The sequence below is a fragment of the Nocardia sp. Marseille-Q1738 genome (assembly GCF_965283145.1).
In genome coordinates, this window is the sequence record NZ_CBDIMS010000004.1 from 527582 (window position 1) to 554085 (window position 26504).

The window sequence follows — 26504 nt, forward strand, 5'->3', positions numbered from 1 at the left end:
GTTCTCATCACGCGGGAGCTCGCGCGGCAGGCCCGTCCGGTAGCTCGGGGTCGGTGAACACGCTGCTGCCGTACACATCCCGGTCGGTCAGCGTGATCAGGTCGGTCTTGGTGAGCGGTCTGCGCAGCTCCACCAGGCGCTTGGCCTGACGCAACCGGCAGCGGTCCAGCGCGTTGCGCACGCTGCGGGCGTTGGAGAAACGGGGCCTGGCCATCCGGCGCTCCAGATACTCGCTGAACGCCACGCGCGCCGCGTTCTCGAAGCGGAAGTTCTCCGCAGCCACCATCAGCTCGGCGATGCCCATGAGTTCCGCATGCGTGTAGTCGGCGAACTCCAGGTGATGCGCCACCCGCGACGACAGCCCGGGATTGGCGGAGAAGAAGCGCTCCATCCGGTCGGGGTAACCCGCGAAGATCACCACCAGGCTGGTGCGCTCGTTCTCCATCTCCTGCAGCAGGATCTCGATCACCTCCTGCCCGTAGTCGCGTTCGTTCTCCGGCCGGAACAGGTAGTAGGCCTCATCGATGAACAGCACACCACCGGCCGCCTTGGCCAGCGCCTCCTTCGTCTTCGGGGCGGTGTGCCCGATGAACTGGCCGACGAGGTCGTCGCGAGTCACCGTGTGCACCTTCGGTTTCCGGATATAGCCGAGTGCATGCAGCATCTGCGCCATACGCAACGCCACCGTCGTCTTGCCGGTGCCGGGGCCGCCGGTGAAGCTCATGTGCATGGTCGGCCGGGACGACGTCAGCCCGAACCGCTGCCGGGCCCGATCGATCAGCAGCAGCGCCGCGATCTCCCGCACCCGCCGCTTCACCGGGGCCAACCCGATCAGTTCGGCATCCAGCTTGCGCAGCGTCTCCTCGACGTCGTGGCCTGCGATGTCGGTCGACAGATCCAGCACCGCGTCCTCGTCCAGGATCTCCGGAGCCTCCGGGTCGGCGGGCGCCGTCCGCACCGCGCCGGGGATGTCGACCCCCGGCCGGTGCAGACGGAATCCGGAGCCGTTGCGCTCAGCCGCCATACCGGTCTCCCGGACGGACGGTGGTCGCATACGAGTGCAGGCCGTACTTCTGCTGGCGATCCGGGCCCTCGCTGCGGGTCAGCAGGAAGCCGGGTTCGTCGGGCGGGCGCTGCACCAGGAAGCTCAGCGCCGTCGTCTGCCTGGTGTAGCGGGCGTCGTAGGCCAGCACCCGGACGTAGTGCCGCGGGAAGGTTGCCCGGCAGGCGTTGATCTCGGCGAGCACGCCGTCGGGCTCGTCCAGATCGAACAGCGGCAGCCCCCACATCTCCCAGTAGGCGTTGCGTGGATGCGGATCGTCGGTGTATTCGATCGACACCGGCCAGCCGTTGAGCAGCGCGTACCGCACCTGGGCGGCGATCTGCTCGTCGGTCAGCGGCGGCAGATAGGAAAACGTTCCGTGACGCAAGTACATGGCTTGTCCTTCAAGGGTTCTCAGCGGCTGGCCGTCGGCACGGCATCCGGCGCGTCGGTGGAGGTGTAGTCGAAGGTGACATCGCCCCAGGTCGCCAGCGCCACATCGAGCGGGCGGCAGATCTCGGCCGCCTTCCGCAACACCTCCGGTCCTTCCTTCAGCAGGTCACGGCCTTCGTTGCGGGCCTGAACGACCGCCTCCAGCGCCACCCGGTTCGCCTCCGCGCCCGCGGCGATGCCGAGCGGGTGCCCGATCGTGCCGCCGCCGAACTGCAACACCACGTCGTCACCGAACAGGTCGAGCAGCTGGTGCATCTGAGCGGCGTGGATGCCGCCGGAGGCCACCGGCATCACGCCGGGCAGGCTCGCCCAGTGCTGGTCGAAGAAGATCCCGTTGGCGGGTTCGGTGCGAATGTGATTCTCCCGCAACGTGTCGTAGAACCCTTTGGTGGTCGCGGGATCGCCTTCCAGCTTCCCGACCACGGTGCCGGCGTGCAGATGGTCGACGCCGATCAGCCTGCACCACTTGGCCAGCACCCGGAAGCTGACGCCGTGCGTCTTCTGCCGGGTGTAGGTGGAATGCCCCGCACGGTGCAGATGCAGCAACACGCCGTTGCGCCGCGCCCAGTGCGACATCGACTGCATCGCGGTGAATCCGACCGTGAGGTCCATCATGATCACGACACTGCCCAGTTCCTTGGCGAACTCGGCCCGCTCGTACATCTCCTCCATCGACGCCGCGGTCACATTGAGGTAGTGCCCCTTGATCTCGCCGGTCTCGGCCATTGCCCGGTTCACGCCCTCCATCGCGAACAGGTACCGGTCGCGCCAGCGCATGAACGGCTGCGAGTTGATGTTCTCGTCGTCCTTGGTGAAATCCAGCCCGCCCTTACACGCCTCGTAGACCACCCGGCCGTAATTGCGCGCGGAGAGGCCGAGTTTCGGCTTCACCGTCGCACCCAGCAGCGGCCTGCCGTACTTGTTCAGATATTCGCGCTCCATCACCGTGCCGTGCGGCGGCCCTTGGAACGTCTTGACGTACGCCACCGGAATCCGCATGTCCTCCAGCCGCAGCGCCAGCAGCGGCTTGAAACCGAACACATTGCCGATGATCGACGAGGTCAGATTGGTGATCGACCCCTCCTCGAACAAATCGAGATCGTAGGCGATGTAGGCGAAGTACTCCCCCGGACGTCCGGGCACCTCGTCGATGCGGTAACACTTGGCTTGATACCGGGAATGCGCGGTCAGCCGGTCGGTCCACACGACCGTCCAAGTCGCGGTGGAGGATTCACCGGCCACCGCGGCCGCCGCCTCGATCGGGTCGACGCCACGCTGCGGGGTCACCCGGAACACGGCGAGCACGTCGGTCTCCGACGGCTGGTAGTCGGGCGCGTAATAGCCCATCGACGCATAGGATTGGACACCCGGATCCCAGCGGTCGCGTTCAGTTTCTTCGGCCATCGTTCCTCCTGCTGCCACTGCGGGACACCCGCACCCGGGCGAACGGGCGTGCCTTGGGATTTCCAGGATGACGGGCCGGATACCGACAAACAATTTGATTGTTCCTGGTCATACTCAACGTATTCATCGAGTTTGTTACCGTCGTTCGATGGGTATGGTGAGCGCCGGGCGGATGGAAACATTCCTGGCCGTCGCCCGCCAAGGCAGCGTCCGCCGGGCGGCGGCGCAACTGCACATCACCGAGGCTGCCGTCTCCGCCGCCGTCGCGCACATCGAGAAACAGCTGGGCGCGAAGCTCATCGCGAAATCCGGGCGCGGCATCGCGCTCACCGAGGCCGGTCGCATCTACGCCGAGTACTGCCGCGGCATCCTCGGACTGATGCAGGAGGCGCAGGCGGCCGTCCGCCGCGCCGAGACCGGACGGCTGCGCATCGGCGTGGTCGCCACCGCGGGCGAGTACGTCTTGCTGCGCCCGCTCGCGTCGTTCCGCCGCCGGTTTCCCGATATCGAGCTGAGCTTGTCGGTGCATCCACGCGATGTGTTGTTCCTCGAATTGCAGCACCACGAAACGGATCTCGTCATCGCGGGACGGCCGCCGCGGGACACCGGGCTGGTGGTGCGGGCCCGGCGGCCGAGCCGTCTGGTCGTGGTCGGCCTCCCCGAACTCGACCCGCTGCACGCCACCTGGCTGCTGCGCGGCCGCGGTTCCGGCACCCTCGAGGCCACCCTCGGCCTGCTCGACCAGCTACGGATCGAACCACCCACCCTGACCCTCGGATCACACGGCGCGGTCCTGGCCGCCGCGCGAGAAGGATTGGGGGTCACGCTGATTCACAGCGACGCGATCTCCCACGACCTCGAGAACGGCGTTTTGCGTGTCCTCCCGGTCGAGGGCACTCCGCTCGACCGGCCGTGGCACGCGATCACCACCCGCATGCCGACCCCCACCACGCGCCTGTTCCTCACCCACCTACTCGACCCCGAAGAGGTCGGACCCGACGCCTTCCACCCCCACTGATCCGCCTACCCGAGACGCAGCGCCTACAACTGGCCATGGGGCGAGCCGAAGGTGAGAACGCGTCCGCCGAGCTGGATCTGAGCGCCGGGCAGCAAGGTGACCGGATGGCCGGGGATGGCCCGAATCCAGTCCTGATGGCCTGGCTGGCGGATATGGGTGCCATTGGTGGAGCCGCCGTCGACCACCGTCACATCCCAGTCCATCAGGCGGATTTCCGCGTGCGCCCGGGACATCCCGCCTGAGCTGTCCTCCAGCCGCACCGGGCGAGCGCCGCGCGCGACCGCCTCCGCGTACTCCGGTTCGCGGCCCAGAACGCAGTCGTTGTCCAGGACGAACGACGTACCGTCGTCGAGCAGCAGCACCCCGAGCGGCGGGCGCACACCCTCGGTCAGCACACAGGTGAGCTGGTCCATCCGGATGCCACAGACCGCGCAGAACGACACCCGCGGGTCGTTGTGATGCTGCCGCGCGCATTGGAAGCCCTGCACGATCACCCGGTGGCCCAGCGTGTTCGCACCGCCGGACCCGAGCGCGTCGGCGACGACCTCCGCCGACGGCACCACCGTCTCGGCGAGATTCGTGTCGTTGGCGATCGCGTAGTCGCTGTCGTTGCCGCGCTCCGGCCGTGCTCCGCCGCGCTGCGCTCGCGGCGGAAGGGGCGGCGGCACCGGCTGTACCACCGGCGGCGTCACGCCCGCGCCAGACGCTCGCGCCTGGAGATCGACTTCCGTTGCGGCATCACCGAAATCGCTCTTCCGAAGGCTCGGCCCCTGTCGCGGCGGCACGGGCGTCTGTTCGGGGCCTGGTCGCGCCTCGTGCCGCGGTGGTCGTGCATCGGAGATCGGCTCGGCACGGTGTGGTGCGGGCGCCGCTTCGCGCTCGGAGACCGGGTGCGCTGCGGACACCGATTGGCCCTCGGGCGTTGGGCACGGTGTGGACGCCGCTTCTTGCTCGGCGACCGGGTGCGCTGTGGACGCCGGTTGATGTCCGGAGATCGGGGGCGGTGCGGACACCTCTGCCTGTTCGGGGACCAGGTGCGGTGCGGAGGTCTCGCGAGAAACCGCGGCAAAGTCGGGCTCCGCGGTCGGGTGGGGTTTCGACGTCGTGCGCGCTTCGGCGGCGGCGTAGGGCTGCGGCTCGGCTGTCGAGAGCGGTTCCGGCGCGGCTCGGTGTTCGGACGCGCGATCTGTGCCCGACCGATCCTCGGCGACGGGCTGTTCCGGCTGCGCAGACGACCCACCGATCGATGACGGGTCATGGACAGGCGCGGCTGCGCTGGTTCCCGCCGACCCGGTGACACCGCCCATCGCCGATCCGCCAGCTGTCTGGACGGAACCAGTCCACAGCACAGCGCCCGACCCCGGCGCCGTCCCCTCTTCGAGCGCGAAGATCCCACGCCCCGGAAGGGAACCCACACCGTGCCCCGCCTCGTCCACGAACAACCCGGCGCCGATGCCGGGCCTTGGCGTCACCACACGGTCGACGGTGAATCCAGCGTCCCTGCCGCGGAGCACTTCCGTGCGATCGGGCCCGGCCACAATCGCGGTCACCCCGCCGTGCAGGAACACCGCGACGCCATCCTCCACGGGGGTGATCACGCCGAATTCGACCTCGTCCTCTTCCCCGTTCGACAGGTTCATCAGCCAGGACGTCGCCAGCCGTGCCACCGCGCGCCCGCTGCGGTGCCGATCGTGCGCGATAGCCTCCCGCACGATGTCGAGCAGGGCCGCCATCGTCCGGGCCGCCATCGTGTCCGCCGTGACCGTGCCCTCGCCCCGATGCGCGACCACCACGACCGCGCCGCCCACGCCCGCCACCAGGTGGGCGCCGGGCACCACTTCGATCTGCCCGCTCATAGGAACCTGCCGCCTTGAAACCGCCACCGATGGAAGACGACCCGCATCGGCCCGTTCACGATGAGCCAGAAGAGAATCCAGGTGCTGACGAATTGGAGCAGAAAGGCCGCCGGAGACGGACGCAGATGCTCGGGCAGCGCCACCGTGGTGTAGCGCACGAGGACCCAGATCAGCGCGCCCTCGTTGAGAATGGTGACGAGACCGAACAATGTCGGCCAATCCTTTTCCCAGCGGAATTGCTGCAGAAAATGGTAGAGCAATTCCCACAGCACGCCGACCAGAACGGTCGCGAGCAGGACCGACAACGTCACCCGATACGCCTGCCCGATACTCAGCGATCCGGTCGGCAGCAATGGGGTGATGATCAGCGCGACGAAGAAACCGATCACGCTCAGCGCGAGAACACGGGTCTGAATTCGCCCGTTCAAGGTAGGAAGCATCGCTCAGATCTTCTTGTTCGTAACCCACAGCCACCATTGCCGCGTCGAGCGCAGCGGCCCCATCCTGCGGCAGAATCCCAGCGCGGCCAAATCGTCGGCGATCTCCTGGGCGGCGATCTGCAAGCCGAGGAAGGTGTCCACGCCGACGAACGGCCCGCCGAGCGTCGCGCTGCCGGACGCGTAGATCCGCCCCGTGCCGCTGCGGGTGCCGATCAACTCGAACGTGGTGTCCACGTCGAGCCGTCCCATCGGATTTCGCCCGGCGCCGGTGTGGTCGAGCAGGTCGGCCAGCAACCGGTGCTCACGGATGTCGGCCTCCAGCCCGGTGCAGTCGATGATGTAGTCGACGGTCGTGTCGAACGGCTGCGTCGGCGGCGGAAACGGCAGTGGCGCAGCGGTGTCCGGAAGAATCGTCGCGACCACGCCTTGGCGTCCCTCGGCCGGGCGCGGCGCTCGCATCGTGCCCGCCATCACCTGATACCAGCCCTGCGTGCGGCCGCGGCGCAGCTGTTCCTGCCAGTTGTTCCTGATCGGAGTGTTGGTGCCGGCGAACTCCTGGTACGCCTTCGCGCGTTCCTCGCCTTGCAGGTTGCGCACCTTCTGCTTCAGCTGACCACCCCACACCGACTTCGGGTAGTTGAAGCCCTGGTAGGCCCACCCGTCGCCGCCCTTGCGCCGATTGAAGAGGTTCTTGCCATGCGATCCCGCGACGTAGGTGCGGAACAGGTGCAGGATCTGGGTGTTGAGCCCGTGGGCGTCCCGGTCGTCGATGAGCCGTTGCAGCACACGGCTGGCCACGATCCCGCTGCCGCGGATCATCACCGTGCCGGGCCGCCGCTGCAGCGCCTGGTAGACGTGCTCGTGCGGTTCGTAGGCGTTCACCACGCGGGTGGGATCGCGATGGGTCTCGCGGTATTCCTGCAGGTCGGGCAACAGCTTCAAACCCGGATAACCCACCGCCACATGGACGTACGTGCTGCGGAACGCGACCCGCTTGGTCGGCGTCGAGCCCGCGGGCGGGGTGAGAATGGTGAAATAGCCGCCGCCGTGGCGCTTGCGCACCATGCGAACGTGCCCGTGGTGCAACGAGTTCGCGTAGCCGATGCGGTGGAATTCCCGCTCCATCGCCACGAATGCCTGACCTGCCCGCGGGGTGTAGTAGTTGGCGAAGATGGGTTCGACCAAAACGTTCCACAGCGGCTGGACTGACTTGTCCGCGATGGCCTCCCGCACCGCGTAGGAGGGGAAGCCCCAGATGTTGTCCGGCGTGGAGGCCGAGTCACTGCGCAGTCGTTCCGAGCGAGGAATCTGCGAGACCCTGGTCAGGTATTCATAGGAGGCCCATGGGTGGTCCTGCGGGCCGAGCACCGCCATCGCGTGCGCGGGCACACCGAAGATGCGGAGCGTGTCATAGGTGACGAACGAGCCGATCCCACTGCCGATGGTCACGAACGGTACGTCGATCACCGGAATCCCGGCGCTGTCCAGCATCGCATCGGTCCACACGTCGGTATCGACGAGGACCTGCGTGATATCTCCCCGCATTGGCCGGACTCTACCGGCAGATTCTTATCCGCAACTTGTCATCGCCTTGCGGCGAAGTGACGCGCGGTGGGCCGACATAGGACGCGCGCAGACGATCTGCGCCAACCTGCCACGCGGGCGGCCTTCGCGGACGTACCATGCCGTTCGTGGCCGATTCCGTTCGTTCCACCCCTCTGCGGGTTCTCGTATACAGCAGCGACGCCGACACCCGGCGCCAGGTGATCCTGGCCTTGGGCAAGCAGCCGCACCCGGAACTCCCGGCGTTCGAGTATCTCGAGGTGGCCACCGCTCCCGTGGTGATCGCCCAGATGGATGCCGGCGGCATCGATCTGGCCGTTCTCGACGGCGAGGCGGCTCCAGCGGGCGGGCTGGGCATCGCCAAGCAGTTGAAGGACGAGATCAGCCCCTGCCCACCGATTCTGGTGCTCACGGGCCGCGCGGACGACACCTGGCTGGCCAGCTGGTCGCGCGCGGAGGCGTCGGTCGCGCATCCCATCGATCCGATCCGTCTCACCGAGGCCGTCGTCGGCCTGCTGCGCAGTCGTTCCGCGGCCTGATCGCCACCGCCCTTCAGCGGCCCCGGGGCATTATTCATAGCGATCATGTATTAGTCTGTCGCGTCGCTCACCCGCGCGTTCCTGCGCCTGACCGGACCAACTCCAGCCGGTCGGACCGGCGCCGCCGCCTGTCGCGGATGCCGACTCCGAACCTGCTCGGAACCACATTTGACGTCGCGACTACCGACACTTCGCGCCGGCGCCCGAGCTTCGGGCAAACGTCACGTGACGCCAACCGGGATTACCCCCGTTTCAGTCATAAATTGTTGTACTGAATTCGATCAAACGACGTCGCGAAACAGGCGGCGACCGGACCATTCGGTTGTAGGCTGTGCCCTATCTCACATGGGAATGGGCCCGGTAATGACCCATCCCGGTGAAGCCGAGGGGCGAGTCTGGCCGAGGCGGACAACGACGTCAGCCCGCCTCGGACGCTGTTGTCATCCAGCTGCAGCTCGCAAGGAGGGGAAGTGCAGTCGTGAATATCGAGGTGCCGATTCTTGTCCTCGGCGCGATCGCCGCCGCGTTCGCGCTGTTCTCCATCGTCATGGCGGCCCTGGTCGGCCCGAAGCGCTACAACCGGGCCAAGCTGGAAGCCTACGAATGCGGTATCGAACCCACTCCGCACGCCGTCGCCGGCGGGCCGGGAAACGCTGCCGGACAACGCTTTCCGGTGAAGTACTACCTCACCGCCATGCTGTTCATCATCTTCGATATCGAGATCGTGTTCCTCTATCCGTGGGCAGTCCACTTCGATGCGCTCGGTCTCTTCGGCCTCGCCGCGATGGCGTTGTTCATCGTCAACGTCTCCGTGGCCTACGCCTACGAATGGCGGCGCGGCGGGCTCAGCTGGGAGTGAGCACCGCGCAACCGAATTCGTAGCCGACGAGTGGAAGCGAGTCAGAAGAACATGGGTCTCGAGGAAAAACTGCCCAGCGGCTTCCTGCTGAGCACGGTCGAGGATTTCGCCGGATACCTGCGCAAGGGCTCGGTGTGGCCGGCCACCTTCGGCCTGGCCTGCTGCGCCATCGAGATGATGGCCACCGGCGCGGGGCGTTTCGACATCGCCCGCTTCGGCATGGAGGCCTTCCGCGCCTCGCCGCGGCAGGCCGACCTGATGATCGTCGCCGGCCGGGTGAGCCAGAAGATGGCCCCGGTGCTGCGCCAGGTCTACGACCAGATGACCGAACCGAAGTGGGTGCTCGCGATGGGCGTCTGCGCCTCCTCCGGCGGGATGTTCAACAACTACGCCATCGTGCAGGGCGTCGACCATGTGGTGCCGGTGGACATCTACCTGCCCGGCTGCCCGCCACGCCCGGAGATGCTGCTCAACGCGATCCTGGCGCTACACGCGAAGATTCAACAGATGCCGCTCGGCGTCAACCGCGAGGAGGCCATCCGCGCCGCCGAAGAGGCCGCGCTCGCCTCGACGCCGACCATCCGGATGGAGGGTCTGCTGCGATGACCTTCGACACCCCCGACAACACCGACACCCCGCCCGCGCACGACCCGATCGACGCCGCGGCCACCGCCGGACCCGAAGGCACACTCCCCGAAGAGGATTCCGCGCAGCCCGCCGCCGACGTGATCGCCGTGCGACGCGGCATGTTCGGCGTCGCCGGTACCGGCGACACCTCCGGCTACGGAGGCCTGGTCCGCCCGGTCACCTTGCCCGGCGGCACGCCACCCCCCTACGGCGGCTACTTCGACGAGGTGGTCGACGCGCTGCGCGCCGCGCTGGCGACCGGCGGCACCCGCTTGGACGCGGCGCTGGAGAAGGTGATCGTCTTCCGTGGCGAGCTGACCCTGCACGTGCGCCGGGAACACCTGCTCGCCGTCGCGCAAGCGTTGCGCGACGATCCCGCACTGCGTTTCGAGCTCTGCCTCGGCGTCAACGGTGTGCACTACCCGGAGGATTCCGGCCGCGAACTGCACGCCGCCTACCACCTCATGTCGATCACGCACAACCGCCGCCTGCGAGTGGAGGTGTCCGCGCCGGACGCGGACCCGCACATCCCTTCGCTCTACGAGGTGTATCCGACCACCGACTGGCACGAACGCGAGACCTACGACTTCTTCGGCATCCGGTTCGACGGTCACCCCTCGCTCACCCGCATCACCATGCCGGACGACTGGCGAGGCCACCCCCAGCGCAAGGACTACCCGCTCGGCGGGATCCCGGTCGAATACAAGGGCGCGCGCATCCCGCCGCCCGACGAGCGGAGGGCATACAGCTGATGGAAGCATCGCGAAGTGGGCTGAACGACACCGACACCAGGTCCGGCGTCACCGGTGACGCCGGACCGGAGCCCGCCACGGTCACCGTCGCCGGGCAGGACTGGGACCAGGTGGCCGAGACGCTGGTCGGCGCGGGTGAGGAACGCATCGTCGTCAACATGGGCCCGCAGCATCCGTCCACGCACGGCGTGCTGCGGCTGATCCTGGAGATCGAAGGCGAGACGGTCATCGAGGCCCGCTGCGGAATCGGCTACCTGCACACCGGCATCGAGAAGAACCTCGAGTTCCGCAACTGGACCCAAGGCGTCACCTTCGTCACCCGCATGGACTACCTGGCGCCGTTCTTCAACGAGACGGCGTACTGCCTGGGCGTGGAGCAACTGCTCGACATCACCGAACAGATCCCCGAGCGCGCCACGATCATCCGGGTGCTGCTCATGGAGCTCAACCGCATCTCCTCGCACCTGGTCGCCTTGGCCACCGGCGGCATGGAACTGGGCGCGCTGACGCCGATGCTGTTCGGGTTCCGCGAGCGCGAGCTGATCCTCGACGTCTTCGAAACGATCACCGGGCTGCGGATGAACCATGCGTACATCCGGCCCGGCGGCCTGGTCCAGGACCTGCCCGACGACGGAGTGAGCAAGGTGCGCGAACTGCTCGCGTTGTTGCCCAAGCGGCTGCGCGACATGGAACATCTGCTCACCGCGAATCCGATCTGGAAGGCCCGCACCCAGAACGTCGGTTATCTCGACCTGCAGGGGTGCATGGCACTCGGCATCACCGGCCCGGTGCTCCGCGCCACCGGCCTGCCGCACGACCTGCGCAAAGCACAGCCCTACTGCGGCTACGAGAACTACGAATTCGACGTCCCGACCACCACCGGATGCGATTGCTACGGCCGCTACGCCATCCGGGTGGAGGAAATGAAGGAGTCGCTGAAGATCGTGGAGCAATGCCTCGACCGGCTGCGGCCCGGCCCGGTCATGGTGGAGGACAAGAAGATCGCCTGGCCCGCCGACCTGCAGCTCGGCGCGGACGGACTGGGCAACTCTCCCGCGCACATCGGCAAGATCATGGGCAGGTCCATGGAGGGGCTCATCCACCACTTCAAACTGGTCACCGAGGGCATCCGGGTCCCGGCCGGCCAGGTGTACGTGGCGGTGGAGTCGCCGCGCGGCGAACTGGGCGTGCACATGGTCAGCGACGGCGGCACCCGGCCCTATCGAGTGCACTATCGCGACCCCTCGTTCACCAATCTGCAAGCGGTCGCGGCGATGTGCGAGGGCGGCATGGTCGCCGACGTCATCGCCTCGGTCGCCAGCATCGACCCGGTCATGGGCGGAGTGGACCGATGACGGAAATCTTGCTGAAGCTCGGCACGCGGCCCGAGCCGTACCAACCTTTCGTGCGCGAGCGGCTGGAAACCGACGCCAAGGAGATCATCGCGCGCTACCCGCATCCGCGGTCGGCACTGCTTCCCTTGCTGCACCTGGTGCAGTCCGAGGAGGGCTACGTCACCGGCACCGGCATCGAATTCTGCGCCGAGCAGCTCGGCCTCACCGGCGCGGAGGTCACCGCGGTCGCCACGTTCTACTCGATGTTCCGGCGCACCCCGACCGGCGACTATCACGTCGGCGTCTGCACCAACACGCTGTGCGCGGTGATGGGCGGCGACGCCATCCTCGCCGCACTCGAGCGCCACCTCGGCATCGCACACGGCGAGACGACGGCGGACGGAGCGATCACGCTCGAACACATCGAGTGCAACGCCGCATGCGACTTCGCCCCGGTGGTCATGGTCAACTGGGAGTTCTTCGACAACCAGACTCCGGAATCGGCACGCGCCCTGGTGGACGCCCTGCGGGCCGGACAACAGGTCACGCCGACCCGCGGCGCGCCGCTGTGCACGTTCAAACAGACCGCGCGCATCCTGGCCGGATTCCCGGACGAACGCGAGGGCGTCCTCGACGGCGCCGCGGGCGAGGCGACGCTCGCCGGCCTGCGGATCGCTCGCGAGCAGGGCATGCAAGCCCCTGCGCCACAAGAGGGTTCGGAGGGCCTCCGATGACCCTCACACCGGTATTGACCGAGTACTGGGACGATCCGCAGTCCTGGACGATGGACACCTACCTGCGCCACGACGGCTACCAGGCGCTGCGCACCGCGCTGCGGATGGATCCCGACCAGGTCATCCAGACCGTCAAGGACGCGGGCCTGCGCGGCCGCGGCGGCGCGGGCTTCCCCACCGGTATGAAGTGGAGTTTCATCCCGCAAGGCCCCGACCCCGACGGCGTCACCAAACCGCACTACCTCGTGGTGAACGCCGACGAGTCGGAACCGGGCACCTGCAAGGACATTCCGCTCATGCTGGCCACGCCGCACACCTTGATCGAAGGCGTCGTCATCGCCTCCTATGCCATCCGCGCGGCGCACGCGTTCATCTACGTTCGCGGCGAAGTGGTTCCGGTGCTGCGGCGGCTGCAGGCCGCGGTGGCGCAAGCCTACGAAGCGGGCTTCCTCGGCCACGACATCCTCGGCTCCGGCTACGACCTCGAGCTGATCGTGCACGCGGGCGCGGGCGCCTACATCTGCGGTGAGGAGACCGCGCTGCTGGATTCGCTGGAAGGCCGCCGCGGACAGCCCCGCCTGCGTCCGCCGTTCCCCGCTGTCGCCGGCCTCTACGCCTGCCCCACGGTGGTGAACAACGTGGAATCCATCGCCAGCGTGCCACCCATCATCCGCAACGGCATCGCCTGGTTCCGCTCGATGGGCAGCGAGAAATCCCCCGGCTTCACCCTCTACTCGCTGTCGGGTCACGTCGCCCGGCCCGGACAGTACGAGGCGCCGCTCGGCGTCACGCTGCGGGAGCTGCTCGACTACGCCGGCGGCGTGCGCGCCGGCCACCGAGTGAAGTTCTGGACGCCGGGCGGCTCGTCCACGCCGCTGTTCACCGACGAACACCTCGACGTCCCCCTCGACTACGAGGCCGTCGCCGACGCCGGATCCATGCTCGGCACCAAGGCGCTGCAGATCTTCGACGACACCACCTGCGTGGTGCGGGCGGTGCTGCGCTGGACCGAGTTCTACGCGCACGAGTCCTGCGGCAAGTGCACCCCCTGCCGGGAGGGCACCTACTGGCTCGTTCAGCTGTTGCGACGCATCGAGTCCGGCGACGGCGACGAATCCGACCTGGACAAGCTGCTCGACATCAGCGACACCATCAACGGCAAGTCGTTCTGTGCCCTCGGCGACGGCGCGGCCAGCCCGATCATCTCCTCGCTGAAGTACTTCCGCGAGGAGTACGCCGACCACCTGCGGCTCGGCGGATGCCCATTCGACCCGGCGCGCTGCACCGCATGGGCCGAGTCAGGAGAAGGGGTGCGATGAATCCGGTACCACGTAGCGATTCGGTCCGTGGCGGCGGTCGGGCAACCGGTAGTCCCGCCATCGTCACCGGCAGCACCAGCGATCCGGCTCCCGCCGACCTGGTGACCGTGACCATCGACGACACCACCGTCAGCGTGCCGCCCGGCACCCTGCTGATCCGGGCCGCCGAACTGATCGGTATCCAGATCCCCCGCTTCTGCGACCATCCGCTGCTCGACCCGGTGGGCGCCTGCCGCCAGTGCCTCGTCGAGGTGGAGGGCCAGCGCAAACCCGTCGCCTCCTGCACCATGGCCGTCACCGACGGCATGGTGGCCCGCACCCAGCTCACCTCCCCGGTCGCCGACAAGGCGCAGGAGGGCGTGATGGAGCTGCTGCTGATCAACCATCCGCTCGACTGCCCGGTGTGCGACAAGGGCGGCGAATGCCCGCTGCAGAACCAGGCGATGTCCACCGGCCGCGCCGAATCCCGCTTCGACGGGCACAAACGCACCTACCCCAAACCGATCCCACTGTCCACGGCCGTGCTGCTGGACCGGGAACGCTGTGTGCTCTGCGCCCGCTGCACGCGCTTCTCCCAGCAGATCGCCGGTGACCCGTTCATCGAGATGATGGATCGCGGTGCGCTGCAACAGGTCGGCACCGCACAGGCCGAGCCGCTGGACTCCTACTTCTCCGGCAACACCGTGCAGATCTGCCCGGTCGGCGCGCTCACCGGCACCACCTACCGGTTCCGCGCACGCCCCTTCGACCTGGTGTCCAGCCCGAACGTGTGCGAGCACTGCGCCTCCGGCTGCGCGCAGCGCACCGACCACCGGCGCGGCAAGGTACTGCGCAGGCTGGCCGGTGACGACCCACAGGTCAACGAGGAATGGAACTGCGACAAGGGACGCTGGGCCTTCGCGTACGCCACCGAACCCGACCGGATCACCACCCCGCTGGTGCGCGGCTGGGACGGCAACCTCGCCCCCGCCTCTTGGTCGGAGGCGCTGGCCGCGGCGGCTGCGGGTCTCGCCGCGGCCTTCGGCAACGCGGGCGTGCTCGTCGGCGGCCGGGTCACCGAAGAGGACGCCTACGCCTACGCCAAGTTCGCGCGAATCGCCCTCGGCACCAACGACATCGACTTCCGCTCCCGCACGCACTCGGCGGAGGAGGCGGACTTCCTCGCCGCCCGCGTCGCGGGCAGGCCCACCACGGTGACCTACGAGAGCATGGAAGCCGCGCCGGTCGTCCTGCTGGTCGGGTTCGAGCCGGAAGAGGAGTCGCCGATCGTCTACCTGCGCCTGCGCAAAGCCGCCCGTAAGCGCGGCCTGCCGGTCTACTCGCTGGCGCCGTACACCTCCCGCGGACTCGACCGCATGTCCGGCCGCCTGCTGCGCACCGCACCGGGCGCCGAACCACAGCTGCTCGACGCCATCCGCACCGGTGAGATCACCACGCCCGGCGCGGATCCCGCCCGGCTGGCCGAGCTGGCGCGGCTGCTGCGCGAACCCGGCGCGGTGATCATGGTCGGCGAGCGGATGGCCGGTGTCGCGGGCGCGCTGTCGGCGGCCGTCCGGCTCACCGACGAGACCGGAGCCGCCCTCGCGTGGGTGCCGCGGCGGGCAGGTGAACGCGGCGCGGTCGAAGCGGGTGCGCTGCCCGGCCTGCTCCCCGGTGGGCGCCCGGTCGCGGATCCCCGTGCCAGGCAACAGGTTCGGGTGGTCTGGAACGCGGCGGAGCTGCCGATCGGCGCCGGCCGCGACACCACGGCCATCCTGGAGGCCGCACCCGGCCTCGGCGCGCTGGTGATCGGCGGGGTCGACGTCGCCGACCTGCCCGACCCGGCTGCCGCGCTGGCCGCCATCGACGCGGCCCGGTTCGTGGTCAGCCTGGAACTGCGGCACAGTTCGATCACCGACCGCGCCGACGTGGTCTTCCCAGTGGCCTCGGCGATGGAGAAGTCCGGCACCTTCCGTACCTGGGAGGGCAGGCCGCGTCCGTTCGCCGCCGCGCTCGGCGACGACATGGTGCGCCGCCAGACCGCGCCGCTGTCGGATCAGCGGGTGCTGCACGCCATCGCCGACGAGATGTCGGTGCGCCTCGGCTTGCCCGACACCGAATCCGCACGCGCCGAACTCGCCGAACTCGGCGCCTGGGACGGCGTACCGGTCGCCGCGCCAACGCACGGTCCACATGAGATGCCGCGCCCCCAACCGGGCACCGCGATCCTCGCCAGCTGGCGAATGCTGCTCGACGAGGGGCGCATGCAGGACGGCGAACCGAACCTGGCGGGCATCGCCCGGCCCCCGGTGGTGCGTCTGTCGGCGGCCACCGCCGCGGAGATCGGTGTGGTCGAGCACGATCCGGTCACCGTCGCCACCGGCCACGGTGCTGTCACGCTGCCGCTGATGATCAGCGACCTGCCCGATCGCGTGGTCTGGGTGCCACAGCACTCGCCCGGCTGCTCCGTCGCCGAGCAACTCGCCGTCCAGCCCGGCGCCATCGTCCAGCTGCGGCGCGCCGACGAGAGGATGAAGGAACACCGTCATGAGTGATCCGGCTCTGCTCATCGCGTCGACCACGGCGCCCTACGCGCCTGTCGGCTTCGGACACGACCCGCTGTGGCTCGTGGTCGCGAAAGCGCTCGCCATCTTCGTCTACCTGATGCTGATCCCACTGGTCGCGGTGCTGGCGGAACGAAAGATCGTGGCGCGCATGCAGATGCGGATCGGCCCGAACCGGACCGGGCCGTTCGGGTCGCTGCAGAGCATCGCCGACGGCGTGAAGATGGCCCTCAAAGAGGACATCGTCCCGGCGATCGTGGACAAGCCGATCTACATTCTGGCGCCGATCATCTCGGTGGTGCCCGCCTTCATGGCGTTCGCGGTCATCCCACTCGGGCCGCAGGTGTCGATCTTCGGCGTCACCACCGCGCTGCAGCTCACCGACCTGCCGGTGGCGGTGCTCTACATCCTGGCGATCACCTCCATCGGCGTGTACGGCATCGTGCTGGCCGGGTGGTCGTCCGGCTCGACCTATCCGCTGCTGGGCGGCCTGCGCTCCACCGCGCAAGTCATCTCCTACGAGATCGCGATGGCGCTGTGCTTCGCCGCCGTGTTCCTGCTCGGCGGCACCATGGCGACCTCGGGCATCGTGTCCGCGCAGGAAGGCACCTGGTATGTCTTCCTGCTGCTGCCGTCGTTCCTGATCTACTGCGTCTCGATGGTCGGCGAGACCAACCGGGCGCCGTTCGACCTGCCGGAGGCCGAGGGCGAACTGGTCGGCGGCTTCCACACCGAGTACTCCTCGCTCAAGTTCGCCATGTTCATGCTGGCCGAATACGTGAACATGGCCACGGTTTCCGCGCTGGCCACCACGCTGTTCCTGGGCGGCTGGCGCGCGCCGTGGCCGCTGAACATGTGGGACGGCGCGAACTCCGGCTGGTGGCCGGTGCTGTGGTTCACCGCCAAGGTCTGGGCGTTCCTGTTCGTGTTCATCTGGTTGCGCGGCACGCTGCCGCGGTTGCGCTACGACCAGTTCATGAATCTCGGGTGGAAACTGCTGATCCCGGCCTCCTTGGGCTGGGTCATGGTGGTGGCCACGGCCCGGGTGTTGCAGGCCGAGGGCTACCCCGTGCAGACCCCGATCCTGGTGATCGGTGGCCTGGTGGTCACCGGCTTGCTGGTGCTGCAGTTCCTGCGGGCGGGCCGGGCGAAGGCGGCGCCGCCACCGGTCGAGGAACCCGCCGCCGCGGATTCCAGTGTCTTCCTCGGCTTCCCGGTGCCGCCGCTGCCCGCCGACGCCCACGCCCGCGACGCCACCCGCGCCAAGGGCAGTCTGCTCGAACCGCTGTCCGGATTCGCGGTCACCGCGGCGACCATGTTCAAGAAGCCGAACACCGAGTTCTATCCCGAGCAGAAGACGCCGACCGCGCCCCGCTATCACGGCAGGCACCAGCTGAACCGTCATCCCGACGGCTTGGAGAAGTGCATCGGTTGCGAGCTGTGCGCCTGGGCCTGCCCTGCCGACGCGATCTACGTCGAAGGCGCGGACAACACCGAAACCGAACGCTATTCGCCCGGTGAACGCTACGGCCGCGTCTACCAGATCAACTACCTGCGCTGCATCGGCTGCGGGTTGTGCATCGAAGCCTGCCCCACCCGCGCGCTCACCATGACCAACGACTACGAGATGGCCGACGACAACCGGGCCGACCTCATCTACGAAAAGGACCGGTTGCTCGCCCCGCTGCAGCCCGGTATGACCGCGCCGCCGCACGCGATGCACCCCGGCACCGACGAGGCCGACTACTACCTCGGCAAGGTGCCCGGCAGCCCGCAGGACACCGGCGCCACCACGGGCAACGGCCCGGCCGAGTCGGTCGGGCAACCAGCCGTCGCGGGTGCGGAAGGAGTAGCACGGTGACCGATGTGATCCTGGCCGCGGAGCCGCTGGCCCGCACCTCCACCGGCGAGGCCGTCCAATTCTGGATCCTGGCCCCGCTGGCGGTGCTCGGCGCGCTCGGCATGGTCTTCGCCCGCAAGGCAGTGCATTCCGCGATCTGCCTGGCCGCGACGATGATCGCGCTGGCCGTCTTCTACATCGCCCAGGACGCGCTGTTCCTCGGCGTCGTGCAGATCGTGGTCTACACCGGCGCGGTCATGATGCTGTTCCTGTTCGTGCTGATGCTCGTCGGCGTCGACTCCGGCGAATCGCTGACCGAAACGATCCGCGGTCAGCGCCTCGCGGCAGCCGGTGTCGGCCTCGGCTTCGGCCTGCTGCTCAGCAGCGGCATCGCGCGGGGAGTGCGCGAATCCGGAATAACCTTCCCCACTTCCGGTTTCGCCGGCCGCGACGTGATCGCCGAGCTGGCCGAGCTGATCTTCCTGCGCTACGTGTGGGCATTCGAACTCACCGGCGCCCTGCTGATCGCCGCCACCATCGGCGCCATGGTGCTGGCCCACCGCGAGCAGTTCGGTCCCCGGACGAGCCAGCGCGAGCTGTCCCGCCGCCGGTTCCGCGAGACCGGACACCGTGCGACGCCGCTACCCACCCCCGGTGTCTACGCCAGGCACAACGCGGTGGACATCCCCGCGCGGCTGCCCGACGGCTCCTTCGAAGAACTGTCGGTCAGCACCATCCTGCGGCACCGCCGCACCAGGGCGCTCACCGAAGCGGCCGTCATCTCGGTCGGCACCGCCCCCGTATCGGATACATCGGACGTATCGGACACATCGGACGCGACCGACAACACCAGCGACGAGGAAGGCAACCGGTGAATCCCGAGAACTACCTGTTCCTGTCCGCCCTGCTGTTCACCATCGGCGCGGCCGGCGTGCTGCTGCGGCGCAACGCCATCGTGGTGTTCATGTGCATCGAGCTGATGCTCAACGCGGTGAACCTCACGTTCGTCACCTTCGCCAGGATGCACGACAACCTGGACGGGCAGGTGTTCGCGTTCTTCACGATGGTGGTCGCCGCGGCCGAGGTCGTCGTCGGCTTGGCCATCATCATGACCATCTTCCGCGCCCGCCGCTCGACCTCGGTCGACGACGCCAACCTGCTGAAGTTCTGACGTGGACACCGCAACGCTCTGGCTGCTGCCCGCCCTCCCCCTGGCTGGCGCGATCGTCCTGCTGCTGACCGGACGCTACGGCGACAAGTGGGGCCACCTGCTCGGTGCCGCGATGGCGCTGGCCTCCTTCGGGGTCGCCGCGAACGCGTTCGTCGCCATGCTCGGGCGCGACACCGCCGAACGGCCGATCCACGAGGATCTGTTCAGCTGGGTCCCGGTCGCCGGACTCCAGGTCGACTTCGCGCTCCAATTGGACCAGCTGTCGATGTGTTTCGCGCTGCTGATCACCGGCGTCGGCTCGCTCATCCACATCTACTCGATCGGCTACATGAGCCACGACCCGGGGCGGCGGCGGTTCTTCGCCTACCTCAACCTGTTCCTGGCGGCCATGCTGCTGCTGGTGCTGGCGAACAACTACCTCGTGCTCTACCTCGGCTGGGAAGGCGTCGGCCTGGCCTCCTACCTGCTGATCGGGTTCTGGTACCACAAGCCTTCGGCGGCAACGGCGGCCAAGAAGGCGTTCGTGGTCAACCGGGTCGGCGACATGGGCTTGGCGATCGCCATGATGGTGATGTTCGCGACGTTCGGCTCGGTCGACTTCGACGCCGTGTTCGGCGCCGCGCCCGCCGCCGGCGAGGGCACGCTCACCGCGATCGGCCTGTTGCTGCTGCTCGCCGCGTGCGGCAAATCCGCGCAGGTGCCGCTGCAATCCTGGCTCGGCGACGCGATGGAAGGCCCCACACCGGTGTCGGCGCTCATCCACGCGGCCACCATGGTCACCGCGGGCGTCTACCTGATCGCGCGGTCCAATCCCATCTACGATCTCGCGCCGAACGCCCGGCTCGGGGTGGTGCTGGTCGGCGCGGTCACACTGCTGTTCGGCGCCATCGTCGGCTGCGCCAAGGACGACATCAAGAAGGCGCTGGCCGCCTCAACGATGAGCCAGATCGGCTACATGGTGCTGGCCGCCGGTCTCGGCCCGGCCGGCTACGCCGTCGCCATCATGCACCTGCTCACGCACGGATTCTTCAAAGCCGGACTGTTCCTCGGCGCCGGATCGGTGATGCACGCGATGAACGACGAGACCGACATGCGCCGCTACGGCGGCCTGCGCACCCTGCTGCCGATCACCTACGTCACCTTCGGCCTCGGCTACCTCGCCATCATCGGGGTACCGCCGTTCGCCGGGTTCTTCTCCAAGGACCGGATCATCGAGGCGGCGTTCAACCAAGGCGGCGCCGGTGGTATCGCGCTCGGTCTGGCCGCATTGCTCGGCGCGGGCCTGACCGCGTTCTACATGACGCGGGTCATGCTGATGACGTTCTTCGGTGAGCGCCGCTGGAAACCGGACACCCATCCGCACGAAGCGCCCGCGGTGATGACCGGTCCGATGATCCTGCTCGCGGTGGGCTCGGCCGGGGCGGGCGCGGTGTTCGTCTTCGGCTCCTCGCTGCAGAACTGGCTCGAACCGGTGGTCGGCGCCCATCACGGCACCGAAACCGTTCCCGCGGCACTGGTCACCGTGCTCGCGCTCGGCGTGGTCGCCGTCGGCGTCGGCCTCGCCTACTCCCAGTACGCGCGGCGCGATATCCCCGAGACCGCACCCGCGGCCGTGTCCGCGCTGACCGTCGCGGCACGCGAAGATCTCTACGGCGACGCGGTCAACGAAGCGGCGTTCATGCGTCCCGGACGGCATCTGACCCGGGCGCTGGTCTTCCTCGACAACCGCGGCATCGACGGCATCGTCAACGGCACCGCGGCGCTGATAGGCGGCTTGTCCGCGCGGGCCCGGCGGGTGCAGTCCGGGTTCGTGCGCTCCTATGCCCTGTCCATGTTCACCGGCGCGGCCCTGGTGGCCGCCGCCCTGCTGGCGGTGAGGTTGTGGTGAGCGAGTTCCCCTTGTTGACGACGCTCTGGCTGGTTCCGGTCGTCGGTGCGGCGATCGTGCTCGCGCTGCCCGCGACCCGGCGCACCCTCGCACGCGTTGTGGCGCTGAGCTTCTCGCTGCTCGTGCTGGCCACCGGCATCGTGCTCGCCGTGCGCTTCGACCCCGGTGGAGCGCAATACCAGTTCGTCGAATCCCACCAATGGATTCCGGCGTTCGGTGCCGGATACACCCTCGGCCTGGACGGCATCGCGCTGGTGCTGGTGCTGCTGACCACGGCCCTGGTTCCGCTGCTGATCCTGGCGGGCTGGCACGACGAACGGGAAGTGGGCAGCGGTAAGCGGGTGGCGCACACCTACGTCGCGCTCACCCTGCTCGTCGAGGCGATGGTGCTGATCTCCTTCGTCGCCCTGGACATCCTGCTGTTCTACGTCTTCTTCGAGGCGATGCTCATCCCGATGTACTTCCTCATCGGCGGATTCGGGCCGCGCACCGGGGACGTGCGGCTGCGCCAGCAGCGCTCACGTGCGGCGGTGAAGTTCCTGCTGTACAACCTGTTCGGCGGGCTGATCATGCTGGCCGCGGTCATCGGGTTGTACGTGCTCACCGCCCGCGAAGGGCTGGGCGAGGGCTCGTCGGGGACGTTCGATTTCCGCACCGTGGTCGCGGCGGCGAACGCGGGCCAGCTCGGTGCCGGGCCCGCGGTGCTCAACGCCTTGTTCCTCGGGTTCATGTTCGCCTTCGCGGTGAAGGCGCCGCTGTGGCCGCTGCACACCTGGCTGCCGGACGCGGCCGTCGCGGCGACTCCCTCCAGCGCGGTGCTGATGATGGCCGTGGTGGACAAGGTGGGCACCTTCGGCATGCTGCGCTACTGCCTGCCGCTGTTCCCTGGCGCCTCGGAAACCTATGCACCGCTGGTGATCACGCTCGCGGTGGTCGGCATCGTCTACGGCGCCCTGCTGGCCATCGGGCAGACCGACCTGATGCGCCTGATCGCCTACACGTCGATCTCCCATTTCGGCTTCATCATCCTCGGCGTCTTCGCCATGACCAGCCAGGGCCAGACCGGAGCGACGCTGTATATGGTCAACCACGGCATCTCCACCGCCGCGCTGTTCCTGGTGGCCGGGTTCCTGGTGTCACGGCGGGGCACCCGCTTGATCGCGGAATTCGGTGGCGTGCAGAAGGTCGCCCCCGTGCTGGCCGGAACCTTCCTCATCTCAGGGCTGGCGACCCTGTCGCTACCCGGGCTCGCCCCATTCGTGAGTGAATTCCTCGTGCTGATCGGCACCTTCACCCGCTACCAGTTCGCGGCCCTGGTGGCCGCCAGTGCCCTGGTGCTGGCCGCACTGTACGTGCTGTGGGTCTACCAGCGGATGATGACCGGCCCGGTGAAGGAAGGCAACGAGCGGATCTATGATCTGGCGCCCCGCGAAATCACCGTGATGGTCCCGTTGATCGTCGCGCTGCTGTTCCTCGGCGTCTACCCGAAGGTCCTGACCGACTTCATCAATCCCGCGGTGAGTCAAACCCTCACCACCATCGGCCGCAGCGATCCCGCGCCATCGGCACCTCCGCTGCCCGAGGCGGGATCGGCCCAACACACCGGAGGTGCCAAATGAGCGCGTCAACGCTCGCCGCGAGCGTCCCCGCGCCGAGTATCGAATACGGCGCGCTCTCCCCCATGCTCATCGTGTTCGGCGCCGCGGTCTTCGGTGTGCTCGCCGAGGCATTCGTCGCCCGCCGCTTCCGCTATGCGACACACCTGGTACTGAGCCTGGTCGGGTTGGCCGCGGCGCTGGTCGCCGTGGTGGCGCTGGCCGGAACCGAGTCCACCGCCGTCGCCGGAGCGGTAGCGATCGACGGCGTCACGCTGTTCCTGCAAGGAACGATCCTGGTGGTGTCGATCCTCGGCGTCTTGTTCATCGCCGAACGCGGCGCGGAGCCGCGCGAGCAGGCACGGTCAGGGCCGGGAACCTGGAGTCTGGCCGCCGCGACCCTCGGACGCGGCGTGGACGCGTTCACGCCGCAGGCTTCGGTGGTGCCCGGCAGCGCGGCCGAAACCGCCGCGGTGCGAGCGGGCGTCGCGACCACCGAGGTGTTCCCGCTGACGTTGCTGGCCGTCGGTGGCCTGCTGCTGTTCCCGGCGTCCAACGACCTGCTCACCATGTTCGTCGCGCTCGAGGTGCTGTCGCTGCCGCTGTACCTGCTGTGCGGGCTGGCGCGGCACAAGCGGCTGCTCTCCCAGGAGGCGGCGCTGAAGTACTTCCTGCTCGGCGCGTTCTCCTCGGCATTCTTCCTCTACGGTGTCGCGCTGCTGTACGGGCAGGCGGGCACGGTGCGGCTCGGCGGCATCGCGGACGCCATCGCCCGGCATCCGCAGGATACGACGCTGGCACTGCTGGGCATCGCGATGCTGGCGGTGGGGCTGCTGTTCAAGATCGGCGCGGTGCCGTTCCAGTCCTGGGTGCCGGACGTGTACCAGGGTGCCCCCACCGCGATCACCGGTTTCATGGCGGCGGCCACCAAGATCGCGGCGGTCGGCGCGTTGGTGCGCGTGCTGCAGGTCGCGGTGCCCGGCCTGCGCGACGACTGGCGTCCGATCATCGCCGCCGTCGCGATCGCCACCATGGCGGTCGGCGCGGTCATGGCGATCACGCAGACCGACGTGAAGCGGATGCTCGCGTATTCCTCGGTGGCCCATGCCGGTTTCCTGCTCACCGGCCCGGTGGCGGCCGACGACCGTGGCGTCGCCGCGGTGCTGTTCTACCTGGCGGCCTACGGTATCGGAACCCTCGGTGCGTTCGCCGTGGTCAGCCTGGTCCGCGAACCGGCCGGGGAGGAGGCCACCGGCCTGCCCCGGTGGGCTGGTCTCGGCCGCCGCTCCCCTTGGCTGGCAACGGTTTTCGCGCTGTTTCTGCTTTCTTTCGCCGGTTTGCCGCTCACCAGCGGCTTCGTCGGCAAGTTCGCCGTCTTCGAGGCCGCGGCCTCGGGCGGTGCGAGCGCACTGGTGATCGTCGGCGTGATCTGCAGTGCCATCGCGGCGTTCTTCTACCTGCGGGTCATCGTGCTGATGTTCTTCACCGACCCGCCGGCCGACGCTCCCGTGCTGGTCAGCCCGCCGCTGACCACCTCCATCGTGGCGGTGACCGCGGCGGTCACGTTCGTGCTCGGCGTCTTCCCGCAGCCGCTGCTCGATTTGGCCGATCAGGCAGCGACATTCGTCCGCTGAGTGGCCTCGGGTGCTGCCGCCGCGTCCGGCGACGGCGGCATCACCCACGTCGGGAATCGAATGCTAGGCACCGCGCCGGCGGTCCAGCACGTTGGTGATCAGCAAACGGGCACGTTCGCCGTATTCGGCCTGGTCGGCCAGGATGGCGAAGGTCTTCTCGTGCAAGGCGATCTCGGAGGGACGGGTGATGGTCAGCTCGGCCGAGACCGTCTCGGTCAGCACCTGCGAGCGGTCGTAGATGACGAAGTTCGTCGCGGGAGCGCGATAGTCGGCGCAGGCCGGGATGATGCCCAGCCGGATCCTCGGATTGGACATCACCGCAAGAAGATAGGCGAGCTGCTCGGCCATGGTCGCCGCGTCACCGACCACGCGCCAGAGCGCGGCCTCGTTGACCAGGAAGTGGAACCGGTGCTTGGCCCGGTGGAGTACCTGCTTGCGCGCCATCCGCGCGGCCACCGCGTCTTCGAGGTCGTCGCGTCCGCCGGTGACCGCGATGCACGCGGCGAGGATTGCGCGGGCGTAGCCCTCGGTTTGCAGCAGTCCCGGCAACGTATCGGGGGCATACCAGCGGATCTGGGTGGTCTGTGCCTCCAGATCGATCGACTGCCGTTGCCTGCGCGCATGACCGGAGGCGACGGTGCGTTGCCATTCCAGATACATCGACTGCAGATTGCGCGCGTTGGCAACCAGGTCGTCCAGCACGGCGGTGTTGTCACACGCCTCACACCAGGCGGCGAGGTCGGCTTCCGACGGCGTCTGTTTGCCGCCCTCGATCCGGGAGACCTTGCTCGAATGCCAGCCACATCTGGCCGCCAGCTCCAGGCCGGTCAGGTGGGCCGCGCGCCGCAGTTCGCGCAGGCGCGCACCCAGCGCCGCGCGTGCGTCCGACACACCGTTCACTCGCCCACGTGCTCGCTCTCGTAATACCGTTGATGATCAATACCTTTGGGCCACAGCCGGTCCCGCACCTGCAGGCAGCGGGCGACCAGGGCCGGGTCGGTGGTGATCGACAGACCCGTGAATCTCCCGTCCGCGGCGAAGGTGTTGAACGCGACCGTGTCCATGTCGAACAACCAGTAGTCGTCGTGCGGCACGTCCGCGGGATCGGCCAAGTGCCGCGGCAGCCAGCGCACCATCTCACCGGTGGCGATGTTGTCGTCGGTCGCCGACAACAACCACCGGGTGTAATCGGAGTGCGGGACCGTCACGACCCGGAGGCGTTCCAGCGTGACTCCGCGACCGGCTGACTCCACCATCAGAGCGTCCCAGGCTTTCCATGACTCCGGCTGTTCCTCTCGTTCGTACGCTACTCCGGCATCGAAGCGGCGCAATGCTTCCTGCTCGTCCTCCAGCACGTAGAAGTCCCTCACCTCCAGGTGGAAAGCGCGGAATCGAGCCGCCCGGAACAGCGGCTCGAAACAGCGGTCGCCACCGACGTGCAGCATCAGCGCACCACCACGGCGGTTTCGTGGCCTGCGAGGGTCAACTGCGCGAGCAGCTCGGGGTCGGTGACCGGTTCACCGGCCACCAGCACCGAACCGCAGGTTCCGGTCGCCTCCACCGGTAGCCGCATACCCGGCTCCAGCCAGTCCAGCAACTGGTGTGGCACCAGGACCGTGCCCGTGCGCTCGGTGGCGTCGCCCTGCACCACGAGCACGCCGGTGTCGGTCGCGTACACGGCGGGGCAGGCTCCATGATCGGATCCGGATCCGAGGAGTCGCAGGTTCATAGCTGATCCTTTGCGAGAGCGGAGAGGCGATGTCGTGCAATCGTCCCCACCGGAAGGCTTGCCGGTCAACGCACGTCGCAAAGTCGCGCAAAGCCGTAGCGGCGGAACAGGTTCGCTCTTACCTTCGATTGGGCACCTCGGGTACCACCGCGGCGAGTTCGATC

The 26504-nt window shown here is 68.2% G+C and carries 24 protein-coding genes; 15 read left to right on the forward strand and 9 right to left on the reverse strand.

The window, feature by feature from the left end:
* Positions 1-7: 7 nt before the first annotated feature.
* The 3 genes from ACWPXK_RS19085 to ACWPXK_RS19095 are packed head-to-tail and all read right to left on the reverse strand — an operon-like array spanning position 8 to position 2899.
* Entirely contained in the window at positions 8-1024 is a 1017-nt protein-coding gene (locus ACWPXK_RS19085; RefSeq protein WP_454197486.1) for an AAA family ATPase, read from the reverse strand.
* Positions 1014-1436 (reverse strand): ribulose bisphosphate carboxylase small subunit, encoded by a 423-nt coding sequence (locus ACWPXK_RS19090; RefSeq protein WP_454197487.1) that lies wholly within the window; start codon positions 1434-1436, stop codon positions 1014-1016. Before ACWPXK_RS19090 ends, ACWPXK_RS19085 begins: the two co-directional genes overlap by 11 nt.
* Before the next feature lie 20 nt (positions 1437-1456).
* Complete coding sequence (locus ACWPXK_RS19095) at positions 1457-2899, reverse strand: form I ribulose bisphosphate carboxylase large subunit (protein ID WP_454197488.1); 1443 nt, start codon at positions 2897-2899, stop codon at positions 1457-1459.
* Between the two features lie 148 nt (positions 2900-3047).
* Between ACWPXK_RS19095 and ACWPXK_RS19100 the strand changes: the two genes are divergently transcribed.
* On the forward strand, positions 3048-3917 hold the full coding sequence (locus ACWPXK_RS19100) for a LysR family transcriptional regulator (RefSeq protein ID WP_454197489.1): 870 nt from the start codon (positions 3048-3050) through the stop codon (positions 3915-3917).
* A gap of 23 nt (positions 3918-3940) precedes the next feature.
* On the opposite strand, the gene ACWPXK_RS19105 is transcribed toward ACWPXK_RS19100, so the two are convergent.
* From ACWPXK_RS19105 to ACWPXK_RS19115, 3 genes are read right to left on the reverse strand one after another with little or no spacing between them, the layout of a single operon-like run.
* The gene (locus ACWPXK_RS19105) at positions 3941-5773 is read right to left on the reverse strand and encodes an FHA domain-containing protein (RefSeq protein ID WP_454197490.1); all 1833 of its coding nucleotides are present in this window, start codon (positions 5771-5773) and stop codon (positions 3941-3943) included.
* Positions 5770-6213, reverse strand: a complete 444-nt coding sequence (locus ACWPXK_RS19110; protein ID WP_454197491.1) for a hypothetical protein — start codon at positions 6211-6213, stop codon at positions 5770-5772. Before ACWPXK_RS19110 ends, ACWPXK_RS19105 begins: the two co-directional genes overlap by 4 nt.
* Before the next feature lie 3 nt (positions 6214-6216).
* The gene (locus tag ACWPXK_RS19115) at positions 6217-7758 is read right to left on the reverse strand and encodes a hypothetical protein (protein ID WP_454197492.1); all 1542 of its coding nucleotides are present in this window, start codon (positions 7756-7758) and stop codon (positions 6217-6219) included.
* Positions 7759-7895: 137 nt separating this feature from the next.
* On the opposite strand from ACWPXK_RS19115, the gene ACWPXK_RS19120 reads away from it, so the two are divergent.
* The 14 genes from ACWPXK_RS19120 to nuoN all read left to right on the forward strand — a co-directional run bounded on the left by ACWPXK_RS19120 (position 7896) and on the right by nuoN (position 24611).
* Positions 7896-8315, forward strand: a complete 420-nt coding sequence (locus ACWPXK_RS19120) for an Rv3143 family two-component system response regulator (RefSeq protein ID WP_454197493.1) — start codon at positions 7896-7898, stop codon at positions 8313-8315.
* A 478-nt stretch (positions 8316-8793) separates the two neighbouring features.
* On the forward strand, positions 8794-9174 hold the full coding sequence (locus tag ACWPXK_RS19125; protein ID WP_454197494.1) for an NADH-quinone oxidoreductase subunit A: 381 nt from the start codon (positions 8794-8796) through the stop codon (positions 9172-9174).
* A 51-nt stretch (positions 9175-9225) separates the two neighbouring features.
* The gene (locus tag ACWPXK_RS19130; protein ID WP_364334806.1) at positions 9226-9780 is read left to right on the forward strand and encodes a NuoB/complex I 20 kDa subunit family protein; all 555 of its coding nucleotides are present in this window, start codon (positions 9226-9228) and stop codon (positions 9778-9780) included.
* Entirely contained in the window at positions 9777-10553 is a 777-nt protein-coding gene (locus tag ACWPXK_RS19135) for an NADH-quinone oxidoreductase subunit C (protein WP_454197495.1), read from the forward strand. The genes ACWPXK_RS19130 and ACWPXK_RS19135 overlap by 4 nt, the downstream gene beginning before the upstream one ends.
* Positions 10554-10573: 20 nt before the next feature.
* The gene (locus ACWPXK_RS19140) at positions 10574-11908 is read left to right on the forward strand and encodes an NADH-quinone oxidoreductase subunit D (RefSeq protein WP_454197578.1); all 1335 of its coding nucleotides are present in this window, start codon (positions 10574-10576) and stop codon (positions 11906-11908) included.
* Positions 11905-12621: an NADH-quinone oxidoreductase subunit NuoE gene (nuoE, locus tag ACWPXK_RS19145; protein WP_454197496.1), complete on the forward strand. Its 717-nt coding sequence runs from the start codon at positions 11905-11907 to the stop codon at positions 12619-12621. The genes ACWPXK_RS19140 and nuoE overlap by 4 nt, the downstream gene beginning before the upstream one ends.
* Positions 12618-13940, forward strand: a complete 1323-nt coding sequence (gene nuoF, locus ACWPXK_RS19150) for an NADH-quinone oxidoreductase subunit NuoF (RefSeq protein ID WP_454197497.1) — start codon at positions 12618-12620, stop codon at positions 13938-13940. Before nuoE ends, nuoF begins: the two co-directional genes overlap by 4 nt.
* On the forward strand, positions 13937-16474 hold the full coding sequence (locus tag ACWPXK_RS19155; RefSeq protein ID WP_454197498.1) for an NADH-quinone oxidoreductase subunit G: 2538 nt from the start codon (positions 13937-13939) through the stop codon (positions 16472-16474). Before nuoF ends, ACWPXK_RS19155 begins: the two co-directional genes overlap by 4 nt.
* Positions 16467-18344 (forward strand): NADH-quinone oxidoreductase subunit NuoH, encoded by a 1878-nt coding sequence (nuoH, locus tag ACWPXK_RS19160; RefSeq protein ID WP_454197499.1) that lies wholly within the window; start codon positions 16467-16469, stop codon positions 18342-18344. The genes ACWPXK_RS19155 and nuoH overlap by 8 nt, the downstream gene beginning before the upstream one ends.
* Positions 18341-19198 (forward strand): NADH-quinone oxidoreductase subunit J, encoded by an 858-nt coding sequence (locus tag ACWPXK_RS19165; protein ID WP_454197500.1) that lies wholly within the window; start codon positions 18341-18343, stop codon positions 19196-19198. Before nuoH ends, ACWPXK_RS19165 begins: the two co-directional genes overlap by 4 nt.
* Positions 19195-19494 carry an NADH-quinone oxidoreductase subunit NuoK gene (gene nuoK, locus ACWPXK_RS19170; protein WP_454197501.1) on the forward strand — a complete coding sequence of 100 codons (300 nt, stop codon included), beginning with the start codon at positions 19195-19197 and terminating at the stop codon, positions 19492-19494. The genes ACWPXK_RS19165 and nuoK overlap by 4 nt, the downstream gene beginning before the upstream one ends.
* A gap of 1 nt (position 19495) precedes the next feature.
* Positions 19496-21382 (forward strand): NADH-quinone oxidoreductase subunit L, encoded by a 1887-nt coding sequence (gene nuoL / locus ACWPXK_RS19175; protein ID WP_454197502.1) that lies wholly within the window; start codon positions 19496-19498, stop codon positions 21380-21382.
* Positions 21379-23001: an NADH-quinone oxidoreductase subunit M gene (locus tag ACWPXK_RS19180; RefSeq protein WP_454197503.1), complete on the forward strand. Its 1623-nt coding sequence runs from the start codon at positions 21379-21381 to the stop codon at positions 22999-23001. The genes nuoL and ACWPXK_RS19180 overlap by 4 nt, the downstream gene beginning before the upstream one ends.
* Positions 22998-24611, forward strand: a complete 1614-nt coding sequence (nuoN, locus tag ACWPXK_RS19185; protein ID WP_454197504.1) for an NADH-quinone oxidoreductase subunit NuoN — start codon at positions 22998-23000, stop codon at positions 24609-24611. The genes ACWPXK_RS19180 and nuoN overlap by 4 nt, the downstream gene beginning before the upstream one ends.
* Positions 24612-24674: 63 nt before the next feature.
* On the opposite strand, the gene ACWPXK_RS19190 is transcribed toward nuoN, so the two are convergent.
* Genes ACWPXK_RS19190 through ACWPXK_RS19200 form a run of 3 tightly spaced genes read right to left on the reverse strand, consistent with a single transcriptional unit; the run spans position 24675 to position 26340 of the window.
* A complete protein-coding gene (locus ACWPXK_RS19190; RefSeq protein WP_454197505.1) occupies positions 24675-25511 on the reverse strand; it encodes a helix-turn-helix domain-containing protein in 837 nt (278 codons plus the stop codon).
* The gene (locus ACWPXK_RS19195; RefSeq protein ID WP_454197506.1) at positions 25508-26056 is read right to left on the reverse strand and encodes a DUF6879 family protein; all 549 of its coding nucleotides are present in this window, start codon (positions 26054-26056) and stop codon (positions 25508-25510) included. The genes ACWPXK_RS19190 and ACWPXK_RS19195 overlap by 4 nt, the downstream gene beginning before the upstream one ends.
* The gene (locus ACWPXK_RS19200) at positions 26056-26340 is read right to left on the reverse strand and encodes a hypothetical protein (RefSeq protein ID WP_364334845.1); all 285 of its coding nucleotides are present in this window, start codon (positions 26338-26340) and stop codon (positions 26056-26058) included. The genes ACWPXK_RS19195 and ACWPXK_RS19200 overlap by 1 nt, the downstream gene beginning before the upstream one ends.
* Between the last annotated feature and the right edge of the window lie 164 nt (positions 26341-26504).

Bases quoted from the DNA above. Each gene is read 5' to 3' on its own strand.
- ACWPXK_RS19090 (WP_454197487.1), bottom strand. From the start codon at position 1,436: ATGTACTTGCGTCACGGAACGTTTTCCTATCTGCCGCCGCTGACCGAC.
- ACWPXK_RS19100 (WP_454197489.1), top strand. From the start codon at position 3,048: ATGGGTATGGTGAGCGCCGGGCGGATGGAAACATTCCTGGCCGTCGCC.
- nuoE (WP_454197496.1), top strand. From the start codon at position 11,905: ATGACGGAAATCTTGCTGAAGCTCGGCACGCGGCCCGAGCCGTACCAA.
- ACWPXK_RS19135 (WP_454197495.1), top strand. From the start codon at position 9,777: ATGACCTTCGACACCCCCGACAACACCGACACCCCGCCCGCGCACGAC.
- ACWPXK_RS19195 (WP_454197506.1), bottom strand. From the start codon at position 26,056: ATGCTGCACGTCGGTGGCGACCGCTGTTTCGAGCCGCTGTTCCGGGCG.
- ACWPXK_RS19155 (WP_454197498.1), top strand. From the start codon at position 13,937: ATGAATCCGGTACCACGTAGCGATTCGGTCCGTGGCGGCGGTCGGGCA.
- nuoH (WP_454197499.1), top strand. From the start codon at position 16,467: ATGAGTGATCCGGCTCTGCTCATCGCGTCGACCACGGCGCCCTACGCG.
- ACWPXK_RS19200 (WP_364334845.1), bottom strand. From the start codon at position 26,340: ATGAACCTGCGACTCCTCGGATCCGGATCCGATCATGGAGCCTGCCCC.
- nuoF (WP_454197497.1), top strand. From the start codon at position 12,618: ATGACCCTCACACCGGTATTGACCGAGTACTGGGACGATCCGCAGTCC.
- ACWPXK_RS19130 (WP_364334806.1), top strand. From the start codon at position 9,226: ATGGGTCTCGAGGAAAAACTGCCCAGCGGCTTCCTGCTGAGCACGGTC.
- ACWPXK_RS19120 (WP_454197493.1), top strand. From the start codon at position 7,896: ATGCCGTTCGTGGCCGATTCCGTTCGTTCCACCCCTCTGCGGGTTCTC.
- ACWPXK_RS19095 (WP_454197488.1), bottom strand. From the start codon at position 2,899: ATGGCCGAAGAAACTGAACGCGACCGCTGGGATCCGGGTGTCCAATCC.
- ACWPXK_RS19105 (WP_454197490.1), bottom strand. From the start codon at position 5,773: ATGAGCGGGCAGATCGAAGTGGTGCCCGGCGCCCACCTGGTGGCGGGC.
- nuoN (WP_454197504.1), top strand. From the start codon at position 22,998: ATGAGCGCGTCAACGCTCGCCGCGAGCGTCCCCGCGCCGAGTATCGAA.
- ACWPXK_RS19085 (WP_454197486.1), bottom strand. From the start codon at position 1,024: ATGGCGGCTGAGCGCAACGGCTCCGGATTCCGTCTGCACCGGCCGGGG.
- ACWPXK_RS19115 (WP_454197492.1), bottom strand. From the start codon at position 7,758: ATGCGGGGAGATATCACGCAGGTCCTCGTCGATACCGACGTGTGGACC.
- ACWPXK_RS19110 (WP_454197491.1), bottom strand. From the start codon at position 6,213: ATGCTTCCTACCTTGAACGGGCGAATTCAGACCCGTGTTCTCGCGCTG.